The sequence below is a fragment of the Gemmobacter lanyuensis genome, assembly GCF_014652355.1.
In the GTDB taxonomy this organism is placed as follows: domain Bacteria; phylum Pseudomonadota; class Alphaproteobacteria; order Rhodobacterales; family Rhodobacteraceae; genus Gemmobacter; species Gemmobacter lanyuensis.
Window position 1 is genome coordinate 47,545 of the sequence record NZ_BMYQ01000009.1, and the last position, 14,611, is coordinate 62,155.

The following is a 14,611-nucleotide window of genomic DNA, read 5'->3' on the forward strand; positions in this document are numbered from 1 at the left end:
AAGAAATCCCCCGGAACCTTGCGGCCCGGGGGAGGTTTATTCTGCCCGTTTTTTGCTGCCTGCGACACCAACCACTACCGGATGAAAGCGTCTCCGAACCCGACCGCGCGGGCCGCCGACAGCGCCGCACGCGCCGCACCGGCATCGGCAAAAGGACCGGCCATGACCATCTGCAGCGCGCGCCCACCCTTGCTGATCTGGGCGCTGCCCACAGGCAGACCCAGCGCGCGCAGCCGCGCCTTAGCCCCATCGGCATTCGACGGCACGCCGAAGGTGCCGACCTGCACGTAAAGCTTGCCTCCCAGCGCAGGCTGCGGAACAGCCATAGCCGCGGGTTTGGCCGCAACCGCACGCGGCTGTGTCTTGGTCGAGACCTGCACCTGCGGACGCACCACCACGACCGGCGCCTGCGCCGTCTGTTGCTGCAACCGGGCGGGCACCTGACGCGTCCAGATCTGATCCTGCGCCGCCTGCCCTTCGGCGGTGCCAAGCCCGCGATAGGGGTTGAGGCGGTCATCCTCCCACGCCAGTTTATAGCCTTGGGGCACGACAACATCCGGCAAGGTTGCGGGGTTCACACCGACCACCGCGGCGACACCCGGCACCGCAGGCAACAGCACCGGATCAGCCACCGCACGGCCTACCTGCGCGGCGACTTGCGCCCCGGCGCCCGGCGCATAGATCCCGGCGCCGCTGCGATTGTCCTCACCCATGGCGACCTTGGCATAGATCGGCGCGCGCGCGCCATCCAGCGATCCGTACCCACGCGTGCACAAGACAGCGGAGCCGCCATTCGACAGCGCCACCACCTGCGCCACCGGGGCCGAGCTGTAGCAGCCGATCTTGTTCCCCGTTGCGCCCTGCGTCGCCGCCATGACCACCGGCTGCGGCGCCCGCACGACCGGGGCCTGCGCCATCATGACGGCAGCAGGCGGCGCGATTGGCGCAGGCAGCGCCTTGGCAAGTTCGGGCGAAATAGGCTTGGCCGGCGTCACCGCCCTAATTTTGGGCGGCGTGGTCAACGAAGCGACGGTGTCCATCGGCTTGCCGGTGGCCTTGGGGGCGGGGGGCAAGGGTTTCAGCGTCGCCACGACGGGGGCAGTATCGGCTTCGGGCAGGGGATCTGGCTCAACCGGAACAGGTTTTCCAAGCGTCGCAAGCGTCGGCGGATAGCCGCACAGCGCCTTGCGATCCCGGTTCACGCGCGGCACCCAGTTCACCGTGCCGTTCAGCCCCGCGCGCAAGAAAACGCATCCACGGCTGTCCACATACATCTGGCCCTTGAAGCCTGCCGGGGGAAGTTCAGACGGCCCGCCAAGCTGCGACACCGTCTGTGCATGCGAAACAGTAACCCCGGCAACGGCCGCGAGGACCGCGACCGATACGATCTTACGAAACATGACTACCCCCTGTGGTATGGGCAGAATCATGCGACAGGATTGTTTTCGAGTAAAGGGGCTATCCCCTCATTTTGTACCGAACATGCGGTCACCCGCATCCCCTAGCCCCGGCACAATATATCCATGGTCATTAAGGTGCGAATCCAGCGAGGCCGTGACGATCGGCACATCGGGATGGGCCTCTTTCATGCGCTGCACCCCTTCCGGCGCGGCCAGAAGGCAGAGGAACCGGATATTCTTGGCCCCCGATTGTTTCAAAAGATCAATCGCCGCGACCGAGGAATTGCCGGTGGCCAGCATCGGATCGACGACGATGCAGATCCGCTCCTCCAGGTGGTCGGGAACCTTGCAGTAGTATTGCACCGGTTGCAGCGTTTCCGGATCCCGGTACAATCCGACAAAGCCGACCCGCGCCGCCGGGATCAGTTCCAGGATGCCGTCCAGCAGCCCGTTCCCCGCCCGCAGGATCGAGATCAGCGCCAGTTTCTTGCCGTCCAGCGTGGGGGCGTCCATCTCCTGGATCGGGGTTTCGATCCGGGTGGTGGTCATGTCCAGCTCGCGCGTCACCTCATAGGCCAGAAGCAGGCTGATTTCCTTGAGCAACCGCCGGAACCCAGCAGTCGAGGTGTTCTTGTCGCGCATGATGGTCAGCTTGTGCTGCACCAGCGGGTGATTGACGACGGTCAGATGTTCAGCCATGCGCGGCCTCCAGCGTTTTTGCGAGGGTTTCCTTGGTGTCCCTGTCACAGAAGGCTGCGTCAAGGGCGGTGCGGTTCAGCGTGGCGAAAACGCCCGCATCCCAATCAAAGGCATCGGCCAGCCGGTCCCATTCGCGGGTCAGGCTGGTGTGGAAGAACGGCGGATCATCGGTCGAGACGGTGACCTTCACCCCCCGGTCGAAAAGTTGCCCGATGGGATGCTTGCGCCAGTCAGGGTAGATCCCCAGCGCGATGTTCGATCCGGGGCAAACCTCCAACACGGTGCCGCGTTCGGCCAGTTCATCGACCAACGCCAGATCCTCGATGGCCCGGACCCCGTGGCCCATCCGCGTGGGGTTCAGCGCCTTCAGCGTGGCGCGGATATGATCAGGGCCGCGCCATTCCCCGGCATGGGCGGTAATGCCCAGCCCAGCCTCGCGCGCGCAGTCGAAGGACCAGGCGAAATCGGCGGGCTCGCAGACCTTTTCATCCCCTGCAATGCCGAACCCAGTAACAAAGGCCCCCGCGGTTTCAGCGGCGCAGACGGCCACCTCGCGCGCCTTGTCTGGGCCGAAATGGCGGATCGGTGTCACGATCCCGCGCAGCGTGATGCCCATCTGTATGCGGGCGATGGCGGCGGCCTCTTCGATGGCATGAAGATATTCGCGCCAGGCGCCCAGATCCCGCCCGCCACAGAAATCGGGGGAAAGGAAGGTTTCGCCATAGATCACGCCGTTTTCCGCGCTTTGCTCCAGCACGGCCAGCGTGAGGCGATGGTAATCCATCGGCGTGACCAGAACCGAGGTCGCGGCCTCATAGACCTTCAGGAAATGCCAGAAGTCACGATAGGCATAATGGCCACGCTCATCGAAGATGCCGGAAATGTCGATCTTCTTTTCCTGCGACAGGCCGCGGATGAAGGCGGGCGGGGCCGCGCCTTCCAGATGCAGGTGAAGTTCGATCTTGGGGTGCTGGCGCAGCGTCACAGAAAGCTCCTTCCCGGACCTTGGGACGGCAGGCCCAGATGGGCCGCGACGCTTGCCGCGACATCGACGAAAGCGCAAGGACCAATCTCGCCCACACCCAGCCCGGCGACCAGAACCGGCACACGTTCACGCGTGTGTTCCGTGCCATGCCAGGTCGGATCATTGCCGTGATCGGCGGTGAAAACCGCCAGATCCCCCGGACGCAGCCGTGCCAGAAAGGCCCCGGCGCGGGCATCGAACCATTCCAGCGCGCGGGCATAGCCCGACACGTCGCGGCGGTGGCCATAGAGGCTGTCAAACTCGACAAAGTTCGCAAAGGTCAAGCTTCCGGGTTCCGCAGTGTCTATCAACCGGTCCAAATGATCGAAAAGTGCAGCATCATCTTTGCCCTTGTGCAGCTTGCCGATCCCCCGGTGGGAAAAGATATCGCCGATCTTGCCGACCGCATGGGTGGGGCAGCCCGCATCCTGCACCCAGTCCAGCAGCGTCGGCGCTGGCGGGGCAATCGCAAAGTCGCGGCGGTTCGAGGTGCGGCTGAAGGCGCCCGGTTCGCCCACGAAGGGACGTGCGATAACACGGCCGATCTTCATCGCATGCAGCGTCGGGGCCAGCCCCTCGCAAAGCGCGATCAACCGGTCGAGGCCAAAGCTTCCCTCATGCGCGGCGATCTGGAAGACGCTATCGGCCGAGGTGTAGCAGATGGGCCAGCCGCTCTGCATATGTTCGGCGCCGAGGCGGTCGATGATCGCGGTGCCGCTGTCATGGCAATTGCCCAGGATGCCTGCGACGCCCCCGATGCGGCAGACCTCGGCCACCAGCGTGTCGGGGAAGGCGGGAACTGTATTGGGGAAATAGCCCCAGTCCCATGGCACCGGCACCCCTGCCAGCTCCCAATGGCCCGAGGGCGTGTCCTTGCCGCGCGACACCTCGGTCGCGGCGCCCCAGCGGCCCTGTGGCACGGCGCCAAGTCCCGGCGCGGTGACGCCCGACGCCAAAGTCAGCGCAGCCCCCAGCCCCAGGCCATCCAGCACGGGCAGACACAGCGGACCGCTACGCCCCTCCTCGGCCCGGCCCGCGGCGCAGGCGGCGGCGATATGGCCCAGCGTATTCGCCCCCGCATCCGTGCCATGGGCATCGCCGAATTCGGCCGCATCCGGCGCGCCGCCGATGCCGACACTGTCCATCACGATCAGAAAGGCGCGGGTCATGCTGTCATCCTTTTGCGGACCAGCGCCGGGATCGACCCGGCCGCAGGGCCAATGTGGTAAGCCGCCTGCACTGCCGCCACGGCCCGTTGGGCGGCGTCATTGTCGGCGGCGTGAACGCGGGCAAGCGGTACGCCCCGATGCATCTGCATGCCCAACCCCGCAAGGTCAGAGAGCCCCACCGCCGGGTTCACCCGGTCGCCCTCTCGCAGGCGCCCGCCGCCCAGATGCACCACCACCTGGCCCAGGGCAAAGCCGTCAATTTCGGTGACAAAGCCCTCGGTCCGGGCCGGAACCTCGACCACCACGGGGGCAGCGGGCAGCCGGTCACGCCAGCGCTCCACGAAATCGGCAGGCCCACCCTGCGCGGCCACCATGCGGCCGAAGGTTTCGGCGGCGGCGCCGTTTTGCATCACCTGCCCCATCTGGCGCGCGCCTTCGGCAAGGTCGGGGACGAGGTCCGACAGCACCAGAACCTCAGCCCCGAGGGCTACGGTCAGATCCAGCAGGCGCGGGTTGATCTGGCGCGCGGTCAGCGTCTCCATCACCTCGATGACCTCAAGCGCATTGCCCGCCGCCGAGGCAAGCGGCTGGTTCATATCGGTGATCAGCGCAGAGGTGCGGCACCCCGCCCCGTTCGCCGCCGTAATCAGCGCGTGGGCCAGCGCCTCGGCGCGCGCCATATCGGGCATGAAGGCGCCTGAACCGACCTTCACATCCAGCACCAGCGCCCCCAGCCCGGCCGCAAGCTTCTTGGACAGGATCGAGGCGGTGATCAGATCGATGCTTTCCACCGTCGAGGTAACGTCGCGGATCGCGTAAAGCCGCTTGTCGGCGGGGGCGATATCGGCAGTGGCAGCCACGATGGCGCATCCCAGATCGCCCACCTGGGCGCGCAGCTCACGTTCCGACAGGGCGGTGCGAAAGCCGGGGATCGCCTCAAGCTTGTCAAGCGTGCCGCCGGTATGCCCAAGCCCCCGCCCCGACACCATCGGCACATAGGCCCCGCAGGCCGCCAGCGCCGGGGCCAATAGAAGCGACACGCAATCACCGATGCCACCGGTCGAATGTTTGTCCAGCACCGGCCCGGGCAGATCCCAGCGCAACACATGGCCCGAATCCCGCATGGCCAGCGTCAGCGCCACGCGCCCGGTTTCGGACAGGCCCTGCAACAGCACAGCCATGGCAAAGGCCCCTGCCTGTGCATCGCTCACCGCCCCGCTGGCCAGACCCTGGGCGAACCAGCGCAGGTCTTCTGCCGCGGGCTGGCCGCCGTCGCGCAGGGTGGCAATGATGCTGCGGGCGTCGGTCATGCCCGATCCATATGTTCCAGCGTAAAGACGCCCGGCAGCAGATCGGCCACCGTCATCTGGCGCGACAGGCCGTCGGTGGTGCACAGCGTGACCACCACATCCTGCGCTGCGAATTCGGCGATCTTCTGGCGGCAGCCCCCGCAAGGTGGCACGGGCGAGGGGCTGTCGGCGATCACCAGAATTTCGGCAATGCGCTGATCCCCGGCGGCAATCATTGCGGCAATCGCCCCTGCCTCGGCGCAGGTGCCTTCGGGATAGGCCACGTTTTCGACATTGCAGCCGACATGCAGGTTCCCGGCCGTGGACCGCAGCGCCGCCCCCACCTTGAAACGCGAATAGGGCGCATAGGCATTTTCGCGCACGCGGGTGGCGGCTTCCAGAAGGGACATGGCTTTGCTCCGGGCAGTTTGACCAACTGGTCGGATTGTGCGGCAGGCGGGCGCGTTAGGCAAGCCGCGCCCTCGGGGCATTCGACAGGCGATCTTCGCCCAAACGTGAAGCAGTGTTGCACAAATCGGACGTTGTTGCCGGTCGCAAACGGCTGCAAAATGTCGGCCGAAAGCCCGGAAATGCCGTGTTTGCGCTAACAGTGACTTGCGTCGGACAAAGGGTAGTTTAGGGGTAAACAAAATTCCGGAGGATGCGATGGAAGAGGCACGGCAGGACAACGCACGCCAGGCGGCACTGGATTATCATGAGTTCCCCAAACCCGGCAAACTGGAGATCCGCGCGACCAAGCCGCTTGCCAACGGCCGCGACCTGAGCCGCGCCTACAGCCCCGGCGTGGCCGAAGCCTGCCTTGAGATCAAGGCCGATCCTGCGACCGCAAGCCGTTATACAGCAAGGGGAAATCTGGTCGCCGTGGTGTCGAACGGCACCGCCGTACTGGGCCTTGGCAATATCGGGGCGCTGGCCTCGAAACCGGTGATGGAGGGCAAGGCCGTCCTCTTCAAGAAATTCGCCAATATCGATTGTTTTGACATTGAACTAAACGAACCCGATCCGGTGAAGCTTGCGGAAATCGTCTGCGCGCTGGAACCGACCTTCGGGGCGATCAACCTTGAGGACATCAAGGCGCCAGATTGCTTCATCGTCGAAAAGCTCTGCCGTGAGAAGATGAATATCCCCGTCTTCCATGATGACCAGCACGGCACCGCGATCGTGGTGGGCGCGGCGGCCACCAATGCGCTGCATGTGGCGGGCAAGCGGTTTGATGAAATCAAGATCGTCTCGACCGGCGGCGGGGCTGCGGGCATCGCCTGCCTGAACATGCTGCTGAAGCTGGGCGTCAAGCGCGAGAATGTCTGGCTCTGCGATATTCACGGTCTGGTTTATGAAGGCCGCGAGATCGACATGAACCCGCAGAAGGCCGCCTATGCCCAGGCCAGTGACAAGCGCACGCTGGATGAGGTGATCGATGGGGCGGACATGTTCCTCGGCCTTTCAGGCCCCGGCGTGCTGAAGCCCGAAATGGTCGCCCGCATGGCAGCGCGTCCGATCATCTTCGCGCTGGCCAACCCGACCCCGGAAATCCTGCCCGATGCCGTGCGCGACGTGGCGCCCGATGCGATCATCGCCACCGGGCGAAGCGATTTCCCCAATCAGGTGAACAACGTCCTCTGCTTCCCCTTCATCTTCCGCGGCGCGCTGGATGTGGGGGCCACGCAGATCAATGACGCGATGCAGCTGGCCTGCATAGAAGGCATCGCCGCCCTTGCCCGCGCCACCACCAGCGCCGAGGCCGCCGCCGCCTATCGCGGGGAAAAGCTGGCCTTCGGGCCGGATTATCTGATCCCCAAGCCGTTTGATCCGCGGCTGATCGGGGTTGTCGCCAGCGCCGTGGCCAAGGCCGCGATGGAGACCGGCGTCGCCACCCGCCCGCTGAGCGATCTGGACGCCTATCGCACCAAGCTGAACGGGTCGGTGTTCAAATCGGCGCTTCTGATGCGCCCTGTGTTTGAGGCCGCCCGTCAAACGGCCCGCCGCATCATCTTTGCCGAGGGCGAGGATGAACGGGTGCTGCGCGCCGCCAATGCGATCCTTGAGGAAACGACCGAGCGCCCCATCCTGATCGGCCGACCCGAGGTCATTGCGATGCGCTGTGAACGGGCGGGCCTGCCGATCCGCCCCGACCGCGATTTTGAGATCGTGAACCCCGAAAGCGATGCCCGCTACCGCGATTACTGGGGCAGCTATCACGAACTGATGGCCCGCCGCGGCGTCACGCCCGATCTGGCGCGCGCGATCCTGCGGACCAATACCACCGCCATCGGCGCCATTGCCGTGCATCGCGGCGATGCCGACAGCCTGATCTGCGGCACCTTCGGGCAATATCTGTGGCACCTGAACTATATCGAGCAGGTCCTTGGGCGCGACGGCCTGTCGCCGCATGGCGCGTTGAGCCTGATGATCATGGAGGATGGGCCGCTTTTCATCGCGGATACGCAGGTGAACCCGGTGCCGACACCTGAACAGATCGCACAGACCGCGCTGGGGGCCGTGCGCCATGCCCGCCGCTTTGGCGTGACCCCCAAGGTGGCGCTCTGCTCGCATTCCAACTTCGGCAATCTGGATACGGACTCGGGCCGCCGGATGCGCGCCGCGATGGAGATCCTGGACGCCGAGCCGCGCAACTTCGCCTATGAAGGGGAGATGAGCCTGGATGCCGCGCTGGACCCGGAACTGCGCGCGCGGATGCTGCCCAACGCCCGGATCGAGGGTGCGGCGAATATCCTGGTCTTCGGCTATTCCGACGCCGCCAATGCCGCCCGCAACATGCTGCGGATGAAGGCCGGCGGGCTGGAGGTCGGGCCGATCCTGATGGGCATGGGCAACAAGGCGCATATCGTGACGCCGTCGATCACGCCGCGGGGTCTTTTGAACATCTCGGCGCTGGCCGGGACGCCGGTTGCCCAATACGGCTGAACTTTTCGACCCGAAAGACAAAGGGGCGCGGTCCGGCACCGCGCCCCTTTTTGCTGCCGACTCAGCCCCGCATCTGCAAAGCTGGAAAACTTTGCAAACTTCCCTGCATCGGTAGATTTATTTAAGGACTTGCGCATATTTGCAAAAGTTTGCGACCACACGTGAGCAATATTCTGCAAATTTTTTCCGACACGCCGGGCGCGCTACCGGTAACAGCATTGCGTGAACGCCCCTCCGTCGCGTAACAAAATCTCAGAGCGGAGGAGGATGCATACAATGGCATACAAAGAGATTTACGAAAGCTGGCAAACCGACCCCGAGGGGTTCTGGATGAAGGCTGCCGGTGCCATCGATTGGGTCAAGCCTCCGTCTCGGGCGCTGAACCCGGACCATGCACCGCTGTATCAGTGGTTCACCGATGCTGAGGTCAACGCCTGCTGGAACGCCGTGGACCGCCATGTTCTGGCCGGGCGTGGCAACCAGCTGGCGATCATCCATGACAGCCCCGTCACCCATCTGCGGAAGGGCATCACCTACAAGGAGCTGCAGACCCGCGTCGCAAGCCTTGCCGGTGCGCTGCGCGCCAAGGGCGTGGAAAAGGGCGACCGCGTCATCATCTACATGCCGATGATCCCCGAGGCGCTGGAGGCAATGCTGGCCTGCGCCCGTCTCGGTGCGATCCATTCGGTCGTCTTCGGCGGCTTTGCGGCGAACGAACTGGCGGTGCGGATCGACGATTGCAAACCCAAGGCGATCATCGCGGCCTCTTGCGGGATCGAGCCGAACCGCATCGTGCATTACAAACCGCTGCTGGACGGCGCGATCGACATCGCCACCCACAAGCCTGATTTCTGCGTGATCTTCCAGCGCGAGCAAGAGGTCGCAAAGCTGGTCGAGGGCCGCGATGTGGCGTGGCACACCTTCCAATATGGCGTGGAGCCGGCCGATTGCGTCCCGGTCGAGGGCGATCATCCGGCCTATATCCTTTACACCTCGGGAACGACCGGGGCGCCCAAGGGCGTGGTGCGCCATACCGCGGGCCATCTGGTCGCGCTGAACTGGTCGATGCGCGCCATTTACAACGTGGGCGTGGGCGATGTGTTCTGGGCGGCCTCGGATGTGGGTTGGGTCGTCGGTCACAGCTATATCTGCTATGGTCCGCTGATTGCGGGCTGCACCACCGTGGTCTTTGAAGGCAAGCCCGTCGGCACCCCCGATGCCGGCACCTTCTGGCGCGTGATGAGCGAGAACAAGGTGAAAAGCTTCTTCACCGCCCCCACCGCCCTGCGCGCGATCCGCCGGGATGACCCCGAGGGGCTGTTCATCAAGGAATACAACCTCAAGAACCTGCAGGCGCTGTATCTGGCGGGCGAACGTGCCGATCCGGACACCATCCAATGGGCGCAGAAACATCTGCAGGTGCCGGTGATCGACCATTGGTGGCAGACGGAAACCGGCTGGGCCATCGCCGCCAACCCGCTGGGGATCGAGGAGCTGCCGGTCAAGCTCGGCTCGCCCTCGGTCGCCATGCCAGGTTATGATGTGCAGGTGCTGGACGAAGGCGGCCACCCGGTCTCGCCCGGCACACTGGGCGCCATCGCGATCAAGCTGCCCCTACCCCCCGGCACCCTGCCGACGCTGTGGAACGCGGAAGAGCGGTTCAAGAAAAGCTACCTGACCCAGTTCCCCGGCTATTATGAAACCGGCGATGCGGGCTATATTGATGCCGATGGCTATCTCTACATCATGGCGCGCACCGATGACGTGATCAACGTCGCGGGCCACCGCCTGTCGACCGGCGCAATGGAAGAGGTTCTCGCCTCGCATCCCGATGTGGCGGAATGTGCCGTGATCGGCGTTGCCGATCAGCTGAAGGGCCAGTCGCCGCTGGGGTTTGTCTGCCTGAAGAAGGGCGCGCAGACGAGCCATGAGGATGTCGTCAAGCAATGCGTGCAGCTGATGCGCGACAAGATCGGCCCCGTCGCCGATTTCAAGCGCGCGCTGGTGGTGGAACGCCTGCCCAAGACCCGCTCGGGCAAGATCCTTCGCAGCACCATGGTCAAGATTGCGGATGGCACCGAATGGAAGATGCCCGCCACCATCGACGACCCGGTCATTCTGGATGAAATCAAGACCGCCCTTCAGGGCATCGGTCTGGCCAAGGCCTGACGGAAAAGGCCGCCCCTCGGGGCGGCCTTCTTCTTTGCGGCGTCACATGAACTGTTCGTGGGTCAGGCGCTCTTCCAGACCATGGCCGGGGTCAAAGAGGATGCGGTGACGGATGCTCGGCTCTGACCGGATTTCCACGCTGGCGACATCGCGGAAGGACCGGCTGTCGGCATCGGCCATCACCGGGCGCTTCGCGGCATCCAGCACATCAAACCGCACCACCGCCGATTTCGGCAGCAGCGCCCCGCGCCAGCGCCGGGGACGGAAGGCCGCCATGGCCGTCAGCGCCAACACATCCGACCCCATCGGCAGGATCGGCCCATGGGCGGAATAATTGTAGGCGGTCGATCCCGCAGGGGTGCAGACCAGCGCGCCATCGCAGACCAGCTCGGCCAGACGCTCGCGCCCATCGACGCTGATCTTCAACTTCGCGGCCTGCGGGCCTGCGCGCAGCAGGCTGACCTCATTGATCGCCAGCGCATGATGTTGCCGCCCTGAAACGGTGGTCGCCATCATCGCCAGCGGGTTGATCACCGTTTCCTCGGCCGCGCGCAGCCGCGCCTCCAGCCCATCCTCGGAATAGGCATTCATCAAAAAGCCGATTGTGCCGCAATTCATGCCGTAAACAGGCAATCCGAGCGATTGCGTTTCATGCAGGGTTTGCAGCATGAACCCATCGCCCCCCAGGGCCACGATGATCTCGGCGCGCGTGACCATCTCGTCACCATAACGGGTCGAGAGGGCGGTATAAGCCGCGAGCGCAGCGGGGCTGGTGCTCGCGCGGAAGCTGATCCGCATCGGGTTCTCCTCAGTCTGACGCCAGTCTTGGGATGCGACGCCGCCAATGACAAGAGCAGGCCGGGAGAGAACACCCAAAAAGTTTCCGATAGGCGACAAACGCTTCGCCCAAAGATGCCCTCGGGTCGCTTTCTGCCCTTCCCTGTCGCAAGGGGCATGGTCTAAATGCCGACGAATCCGCCGTTCCTCAAAGGAGACGCCCATGACCGCCAGCCGCGATACTGGTTTCTTCACCGAAGCCCTCGCCTCCCGCGACCCCGAGCTGTTTGGCTCGATCACTGCCGAACTCGGCCGTCAGCGCCACGAGATCGAGCTGATCGCCTCGGAAAACATCGTGTCCCGCGCCGTGATGGAAGCGCAGGGTTCGGTGATGACCAATAAATACGCCGAAGGCTATCCGGGCAAGCGCTACTACGGCGGCTGCCAGTTCGTGGACGTGGCCGAAAATCTCGCCATTGAACGCGCCTGCAAGCTGTTCGGCTGCAGCTTTGCCAATGTGCAGCCCAACTCGGGCAGCCAGGCCAACCAGGGCGTGTTCCAGGCGCTGATCCAGCCCGGCGACACCATTCTGGGCATGTCGCTGGATGCCGGCGGCCACCTGACCCATGGCGCCGCCCCGAACCAGTCGGGCAAGTGGTTCAAGTCGGTCCAGTATGGCGTGCGCAAGCAGGACAGCGAGCTGGACTATGCCCAGGTCGAAGCCCTTGCCAAAGAGCATAACCCGAAGCTGATCATCGCGGGCGGCTCGGCCATTCCGCGCGTCATCGACTTCAAGAAAATGCGCGAGATTGCGGATTCGGTCGGCGCCTACCTGCTGGTCGACATGGCGCATTTCGCCGGTCTGGTTGCGGCTGGTCTCTACCCCTCGCCGTTCCCCTATGCGCATGTCGCGACCACCACGACGCACAAGACCCTGCGCGGTCCGCGTGGCGGCATGATCCTGACCAATGACGAGACCATCGCCAAGAAGGTCAACTCGGCCATTTTCCCGGGCATCCAGGGTGGTCCGCTGATGCATGTCATCGCCGCCAAGGCCGTGGCCTTCGGGGAAGCCCTGCGCCCCGAGTTCAAGGACTATCAGGCCCAGGTCGTGAAGAACGCCCAGGCGTTGGCCGACCAGCTGATGAAGGGTGGTCTGGACATCGTCACCGGCGGCACCGACACCCACCTGATGCTGGTGGACCTGCGTCCGAAAGGCGTGAAGGGCAATGCGACCGAGAAGGCGCTCGGCCGCGCGCATATCACCTGCAACAAGAACGGCATCCCGTTCGACCCGGAAAAGCCGACCGTCACCTCGGGCGTGCGTCTGGGCACCCCGGCCGGCACCACCCGCGGCTTCGGCGAGGCTGAATTCCGCCTGATCGCCGATTGGATCGTGGAAGTGGTCGATGGTCTGGCCGCCCATGGCGAAGACGGCAATGGCGAGGTTGAAGCCGCCGTCCGCGCCAAGGTCGAGGCGCTGTGCGAGAAATTCCCGCTCTACCCGAACCTCTGATCCGCAAGGGTCACGAAAAAGGCCCCGGATTTCCGGGGCCTTTTTTCATGGGCAGGTGGGGCTTACAGTGTGCCGCGCCAGCGCAGCAACATCACCACCACACCCACGACGACCACAAGGCCAAAGGCCGCCTGAGCGGCGGTGGCGACAAGCAGGCTCCGCCGCCGCGCCGAGGCACCCAGCGGAACCAGATGGCGCACGGCGATGTCATAGGCCTCGGCCACGGCGGCCTCGTCAATCTGCATCAGAAGCCGGGGGTTGCGGGCCATTTCCGATGCGGCGGCCAGACGATCGACCGCTTGGCGCACGCGGCGGGGCAATTGGCGCCGGGCGCGCCGGGCCTTGTCGGTCAGGGTTGCGCCGCGGATCCTCAGCCGATCTTCCAGAAGCGCCGCTACGCGGTCTGCCATCTGCTGAATCGTCACTGCACCCATAGTCACCTGCCTGAAATGAACCTGAGGTTGCATCAGCTTACGCAGGGAACACCCGCCATTCAACACCTCTGGCGAGGGCCGCACCAAGCCGCTAAACCTTGGCCCATGCTGAACATCCTGCGCCACCCCGCCCTCACCGTCTCTGACCTGCCGCCGCTGCTGATCGTGCATGGCCTCTATGGGTCAGCGCGCAACTGGAACGTCATCGCACGCCGCCTGTCGGAAACGCGCGAGGTGCTGGCGGTAGACATGCGGAACCATGGCGAGAGCCCGTGGTTCCCGACCCATTCCTACCCCGAAATGGCCGAGGATCTGGCCGAGGTGATCCGTGCCACCCAGACCGGGCCGATCGATGTTCTGGGCCATTCGATGGGCGGCAAGGCGTCCATGACGCTGGCGCTGGCGCATCCGGGGCTGGTGCGGCGGCTGGTGGTGGCGGATATCGCCCCCGTCGCCTATCAGCATGACCAGACGCAATACATCACCGCCATGCGCGCGCTGGACCTGACCGGCCTGACCGGCCGGGGCGAGGCCGACCGCCGTCTGGCAGCCACCGTCCCGGAAGGGCCGCTGCGGGCGTTCTTTCTGCAGTCGCTCGACCTCAAGGCGCCGGGCGGGCCGAAATGGCGGCTGAACCTTGATGTACTGGAGGCCGAGATGCCCAAGATCGTTGGCTGGCATGACCCGCAGGGCCAGTTCGACGGGCCGACCCTGTTCCTGACGGGCGCCGAGAGCCATTATGTCAAGCCCGAGCACCGCCCGATCATCCGGGCGCTGTTCCCCAATGCCCATTTCGCCAAACTGCCGGGCGCGGGGCATTGGCTGCATGCCGACAAGCCCCGCGAGGTCGAAGAGACGCTGCGCGTCTTCCTCTCCTGATCAGCCCGCGATCTGGCGGGCCACGACCACGCTGACCGGCAGGGCAAGCACGAAGCCCGCCGCAGCCGCGATCAGAATGGCCTGCAGGGTGACATGGCCCAGCACAAGCGCCGCCACGATGAAGGCGCCCATCAGCGCGGTCGAGGCCATGGAAAAGATGATCATCGTCAAACGGGTCATGTGAACCTCACAGGGTCAGCGCGTCCGTGGAACAGATTGGCACAGGCCGCCCTGCCCCGCCTTGATCGGCATCAAACGGCAGAAAAGAAAAGGCGCGCCACGATGGGCGCGCCTTGATCCTTGGGCCTG

Annotated in this window: 13 protein-coding genes; 4 read left to right on the top strand and 9 right to left on the bottom strand. The window is 64.8% G+C overall.

Annotated features, from left to right (window positions below; genetic code table 11):
* Positions 1-74: 74 nt before the first annotated feature.
* The 6 genes from IE101_RS13815 to IE101_RS13840 all read right to left on the bottom strand — a co-directional run bounded on the left by IE101_RS13815 (position 75) and on the right by IE101_RS13840 (position 5,991).
* Complete coding sequence (locus tag IE101_RS13815; protein WP_189634438.1) at positions 75-1,400, bottom strand: SPOR domain-containing protein; 1,326 nt, start codon at positions 1,398-1,400, stop codon at positions 75-77.
* Positions 1,401-1,466: 66 nt separating this feature from the next.
* Positions 1,467-2,099 (bottom strand): uracil phosphoribosyltransferase, encoded by a 633-nt coding sequence (gene upp / locus IE101_RS13820; RefSeq protein WP_189634439.1) that lies wholly within the window; start codon positions 2,097-2,099, stop codon positions 1,467-1,469.
* Positions 2,092-3,084 (bottom strand): adenosine deaminase, encoded by a 993-nt coding sequence (locus tag IE101_RS13825; RefSeq protein ID WP_189634440.1) that lies wholly within the window; start codon positions 3,082-3,084, stop codon positions 2,092-2,094. Before IE101_RS13825 ends, upp begins: the two co-directional genes overlap by 8 nt.
* Complete coding sequence (locus IE101_RS13830) at positions 3,081-4,292, bottom strand: phosphopentomutase (protein WP_189634441.1); 1,212 nt, start codon at positions 4,290-4,292, stop codon at positions 3,081-3,083. The genes IE101_RS13825 and IE101_RS13830 overlap by 4 nt, the downstream gene beginning before the upstream one ends.
* A complete protein-coding gene (locus IE101_RS13835; protein WP_189634442.1) occupies positions 4,289-5,602 on the bottom strand; it encodes a thymidine phosphorylase in 1,314 nt (437 codons plus the stop codon). Before IE101_RS13835 ends, IE101_RS13830 begins: the two co-directional genes overlap by 4 nt.
* Positions 5,599-5,991, bottom strand: a complete 393-nt coding sequence (locus IE101_RS13840; protein ID WP_189634443.1) for a cytidine deaminase — start codon at positions 5,989-5,991, stop codon at positions 5,599-5,601. The genes IE101_RS13835 and IE101_RS13840 overlap by 4 nt, the downstream gene beginning before the upstream one ends.
* Before the next feature lie 256 nt (positions 5,992-6,247).
* Between IE101_RS13840 and IE101_RS13845 the strand changes: the two genes are divergently transcribed.
* Together IE101_RS13845 and IE101_RS13850 are read left to right on the top strand one after the other, a co-directional pair.
* Positions 6,248-8,527, top strand: a complete 2,280-nt coding sequence (locus IE101_RS13845) for an NADP-dependent malic enzyme (protein WP_189634444.1) — start codon at positions 6,248-6,250, stop codon at positions 8,525-8,527.
* Between the two features lie 276 nt (positions 8,528-8,803).
* The gene (locus IE101_RS13850) at positions 8,804-10,696 is read left to right on the top strand and encodes a propionyl-CoA synthetase (RefSeq protein WP_189634445.1); all 1,893 of its coding nucleotides are present in this window, start codon (positions 8,804-8,806) and stop codon (positions 10,694-10,696) included.
* A gap of 42 nt (positions 10,697-10,738) precedes the next feature.
* Here the strand turns inward: IE101_RS13850 and IE101_RS13855 are convergent, their stop codons facing one another.
* Entirely contained in the window at positions 10,739-11,494 is a 756-nt protein-coding gene (locus IE101_RS13855; protein WP_189634446.1) for an NAD kinase, read from the bottom strand.
* A 202-nt stretch (positions 11,495-11,696) separates the two neighbouring features.
* Here IE101_RS13855 and glyA point away from each other — a divergent pair, with 202 nt between their 5' ends.
* The gene (gene glyA / locus IE101_RS13860) at positions 11,697-12,989 is read left to right on the top strand and encodes a serine hydroxymethyltransferase (protein WP_189634447.1); all 1,293 of its coding nucleotides are present in this window, start codon (positions 11,697-11,699) and stop codon (positions 12,987-12,989) included.
* A 62-nt stretch (positions 12,990-13,051) separates the two neighbouring features.
* On the opposite strand, the gene IE101_RS13865 is transcribed toward glyA, so the two are convergent.
* Positions 13,052-13,399, bottom strand: coding sequence for a hypothetical protein (locus tag IE101_RS13865; RefSeq protein ID WP_189634448.1), 348 nt, complete (start codon positions 13,397-13,399; stop codon positions 13,052-13,054).
* Positions 13,400-13,528: 129 nt separating this feature from the next.
* On the opposite strand from IE101_RS13865, the gene IE101_RS13870 reads away from it, so the two are divergent.
* Positions 13,529-14,302, top strand: a complete 774-nt coding sequence (locus tag IE101_RS13870; protein WP_189634449.1) for an alpha/beta fold hydrolase — start codon at positions 13,529-13,531, stop codon at positions 14,300-14,302.
* Here IE101_RS13870 and IE101_RS13875 read toward each other — a convergent pair whose 3' ends face one another.
* Complete coding sequence (locus IE101_RS13875; RefSeq protein ID WP_189634450.1) at positions 14,303-14,482, bottom strand: CTP synthetase; 180 nt, start codon at positions 14,480-14,482, stop codon at positions 14,303-14,305.
* Positions 14,483-14,611 lie beyond the last annotated feature (129 nt).

What these genes read in the sequence shown, in the direction of transcription:
- IE101_RS13815 (WP_189634438.1), bottom strand. Translation starts at nt 1,400, where the DNA reads ATGTTTCGTAAGATCGTATCGGTCGCGGTCCTCGCGGCCGTTGCCGGG.
- upp (WP_189634439.1), bottom strand. Translation starts at nt 2,099, where the DNA reads ATGGCTGAACATCTGACCGTCGTCAATCACCCGCTGGTGCAGCACAAG.
- IE101_RS13830 (WP_189634441.1), bottom strand. Translation starts at nt 4,292, where the DNA reads ATGACCCGCGCCTTTCTGATCGTGATGGACAGTGTCGGCATCGGCGGC.
- IE101_RS13835 (WP_189634442.1), bottom strand. Translation starts at nt 5,602, where the DNA reads ATGACCGACGCCCGCAGCATCATTGCCACCCTGCGCGACGGCGGCCAG.
- IE101_RS13840 (WP_189634443.1), bottom strand. Translation starts at nt 5,991, where the DNA reads ATGTCCCTTCTGGAAGCCGCCACCCGCGTGCGCGAAAATGCCTATGCG.
- IE101_RS13845 (WP_189634444.1), top strand. Translation starts at nt 6,248, where the DNA reads ATGGAAGAGGCACGGCAGGACAACGCACGCCAGGCGGCACTGGATTAT.
- IE101_RS13850 (WP_189634445.1), top strand. Translation starts at nt 8,804, where the DNA reads ATGGCATACAAAGAGATTTACGAAAGCTGGCAAACCGACCCCGAGGGG.
- IE101_RS13855 (WP_189634446.1), bottom strand. Translation starts at nt 11,494, where the DNA reads ATGCGGATCAGCTTCCGCGCGAGCACCAGCCCCGCTGCGCTCGCGGCT.
- glyA (WP_189634447.1), top strand. Translation starts at nt 11,697, where the DNA reads ATGACCGCCAGCCGCGATACTGGTTTCTTCACCGAAGCCCTCGCCTCC.
- IE101_RS13865 (WP_189634448.1), bottom strand. Translation starts at nt 13,399, where the DNA reads ATGGCAGACCGCGTAGCGGCGCTTCTGGAAGATCGGCTGAGGATCCGC.
- IE101_RS13870 (WP_189634449.1), top strand. Translation starts at nt 13,529, where the DNA reads ATGCTGAACATCCTGCGCCACCCCGCCCTCACCGTCTCTGACCTGCCG.
- IE101_RS13875 (WP_189634450.1), bottom strand. Translation starts at nt 14,482, where the DNA reads ATGACCCGTTTGACGATGATCATCTTTTCCATGGCCTCGACCGCGCTG.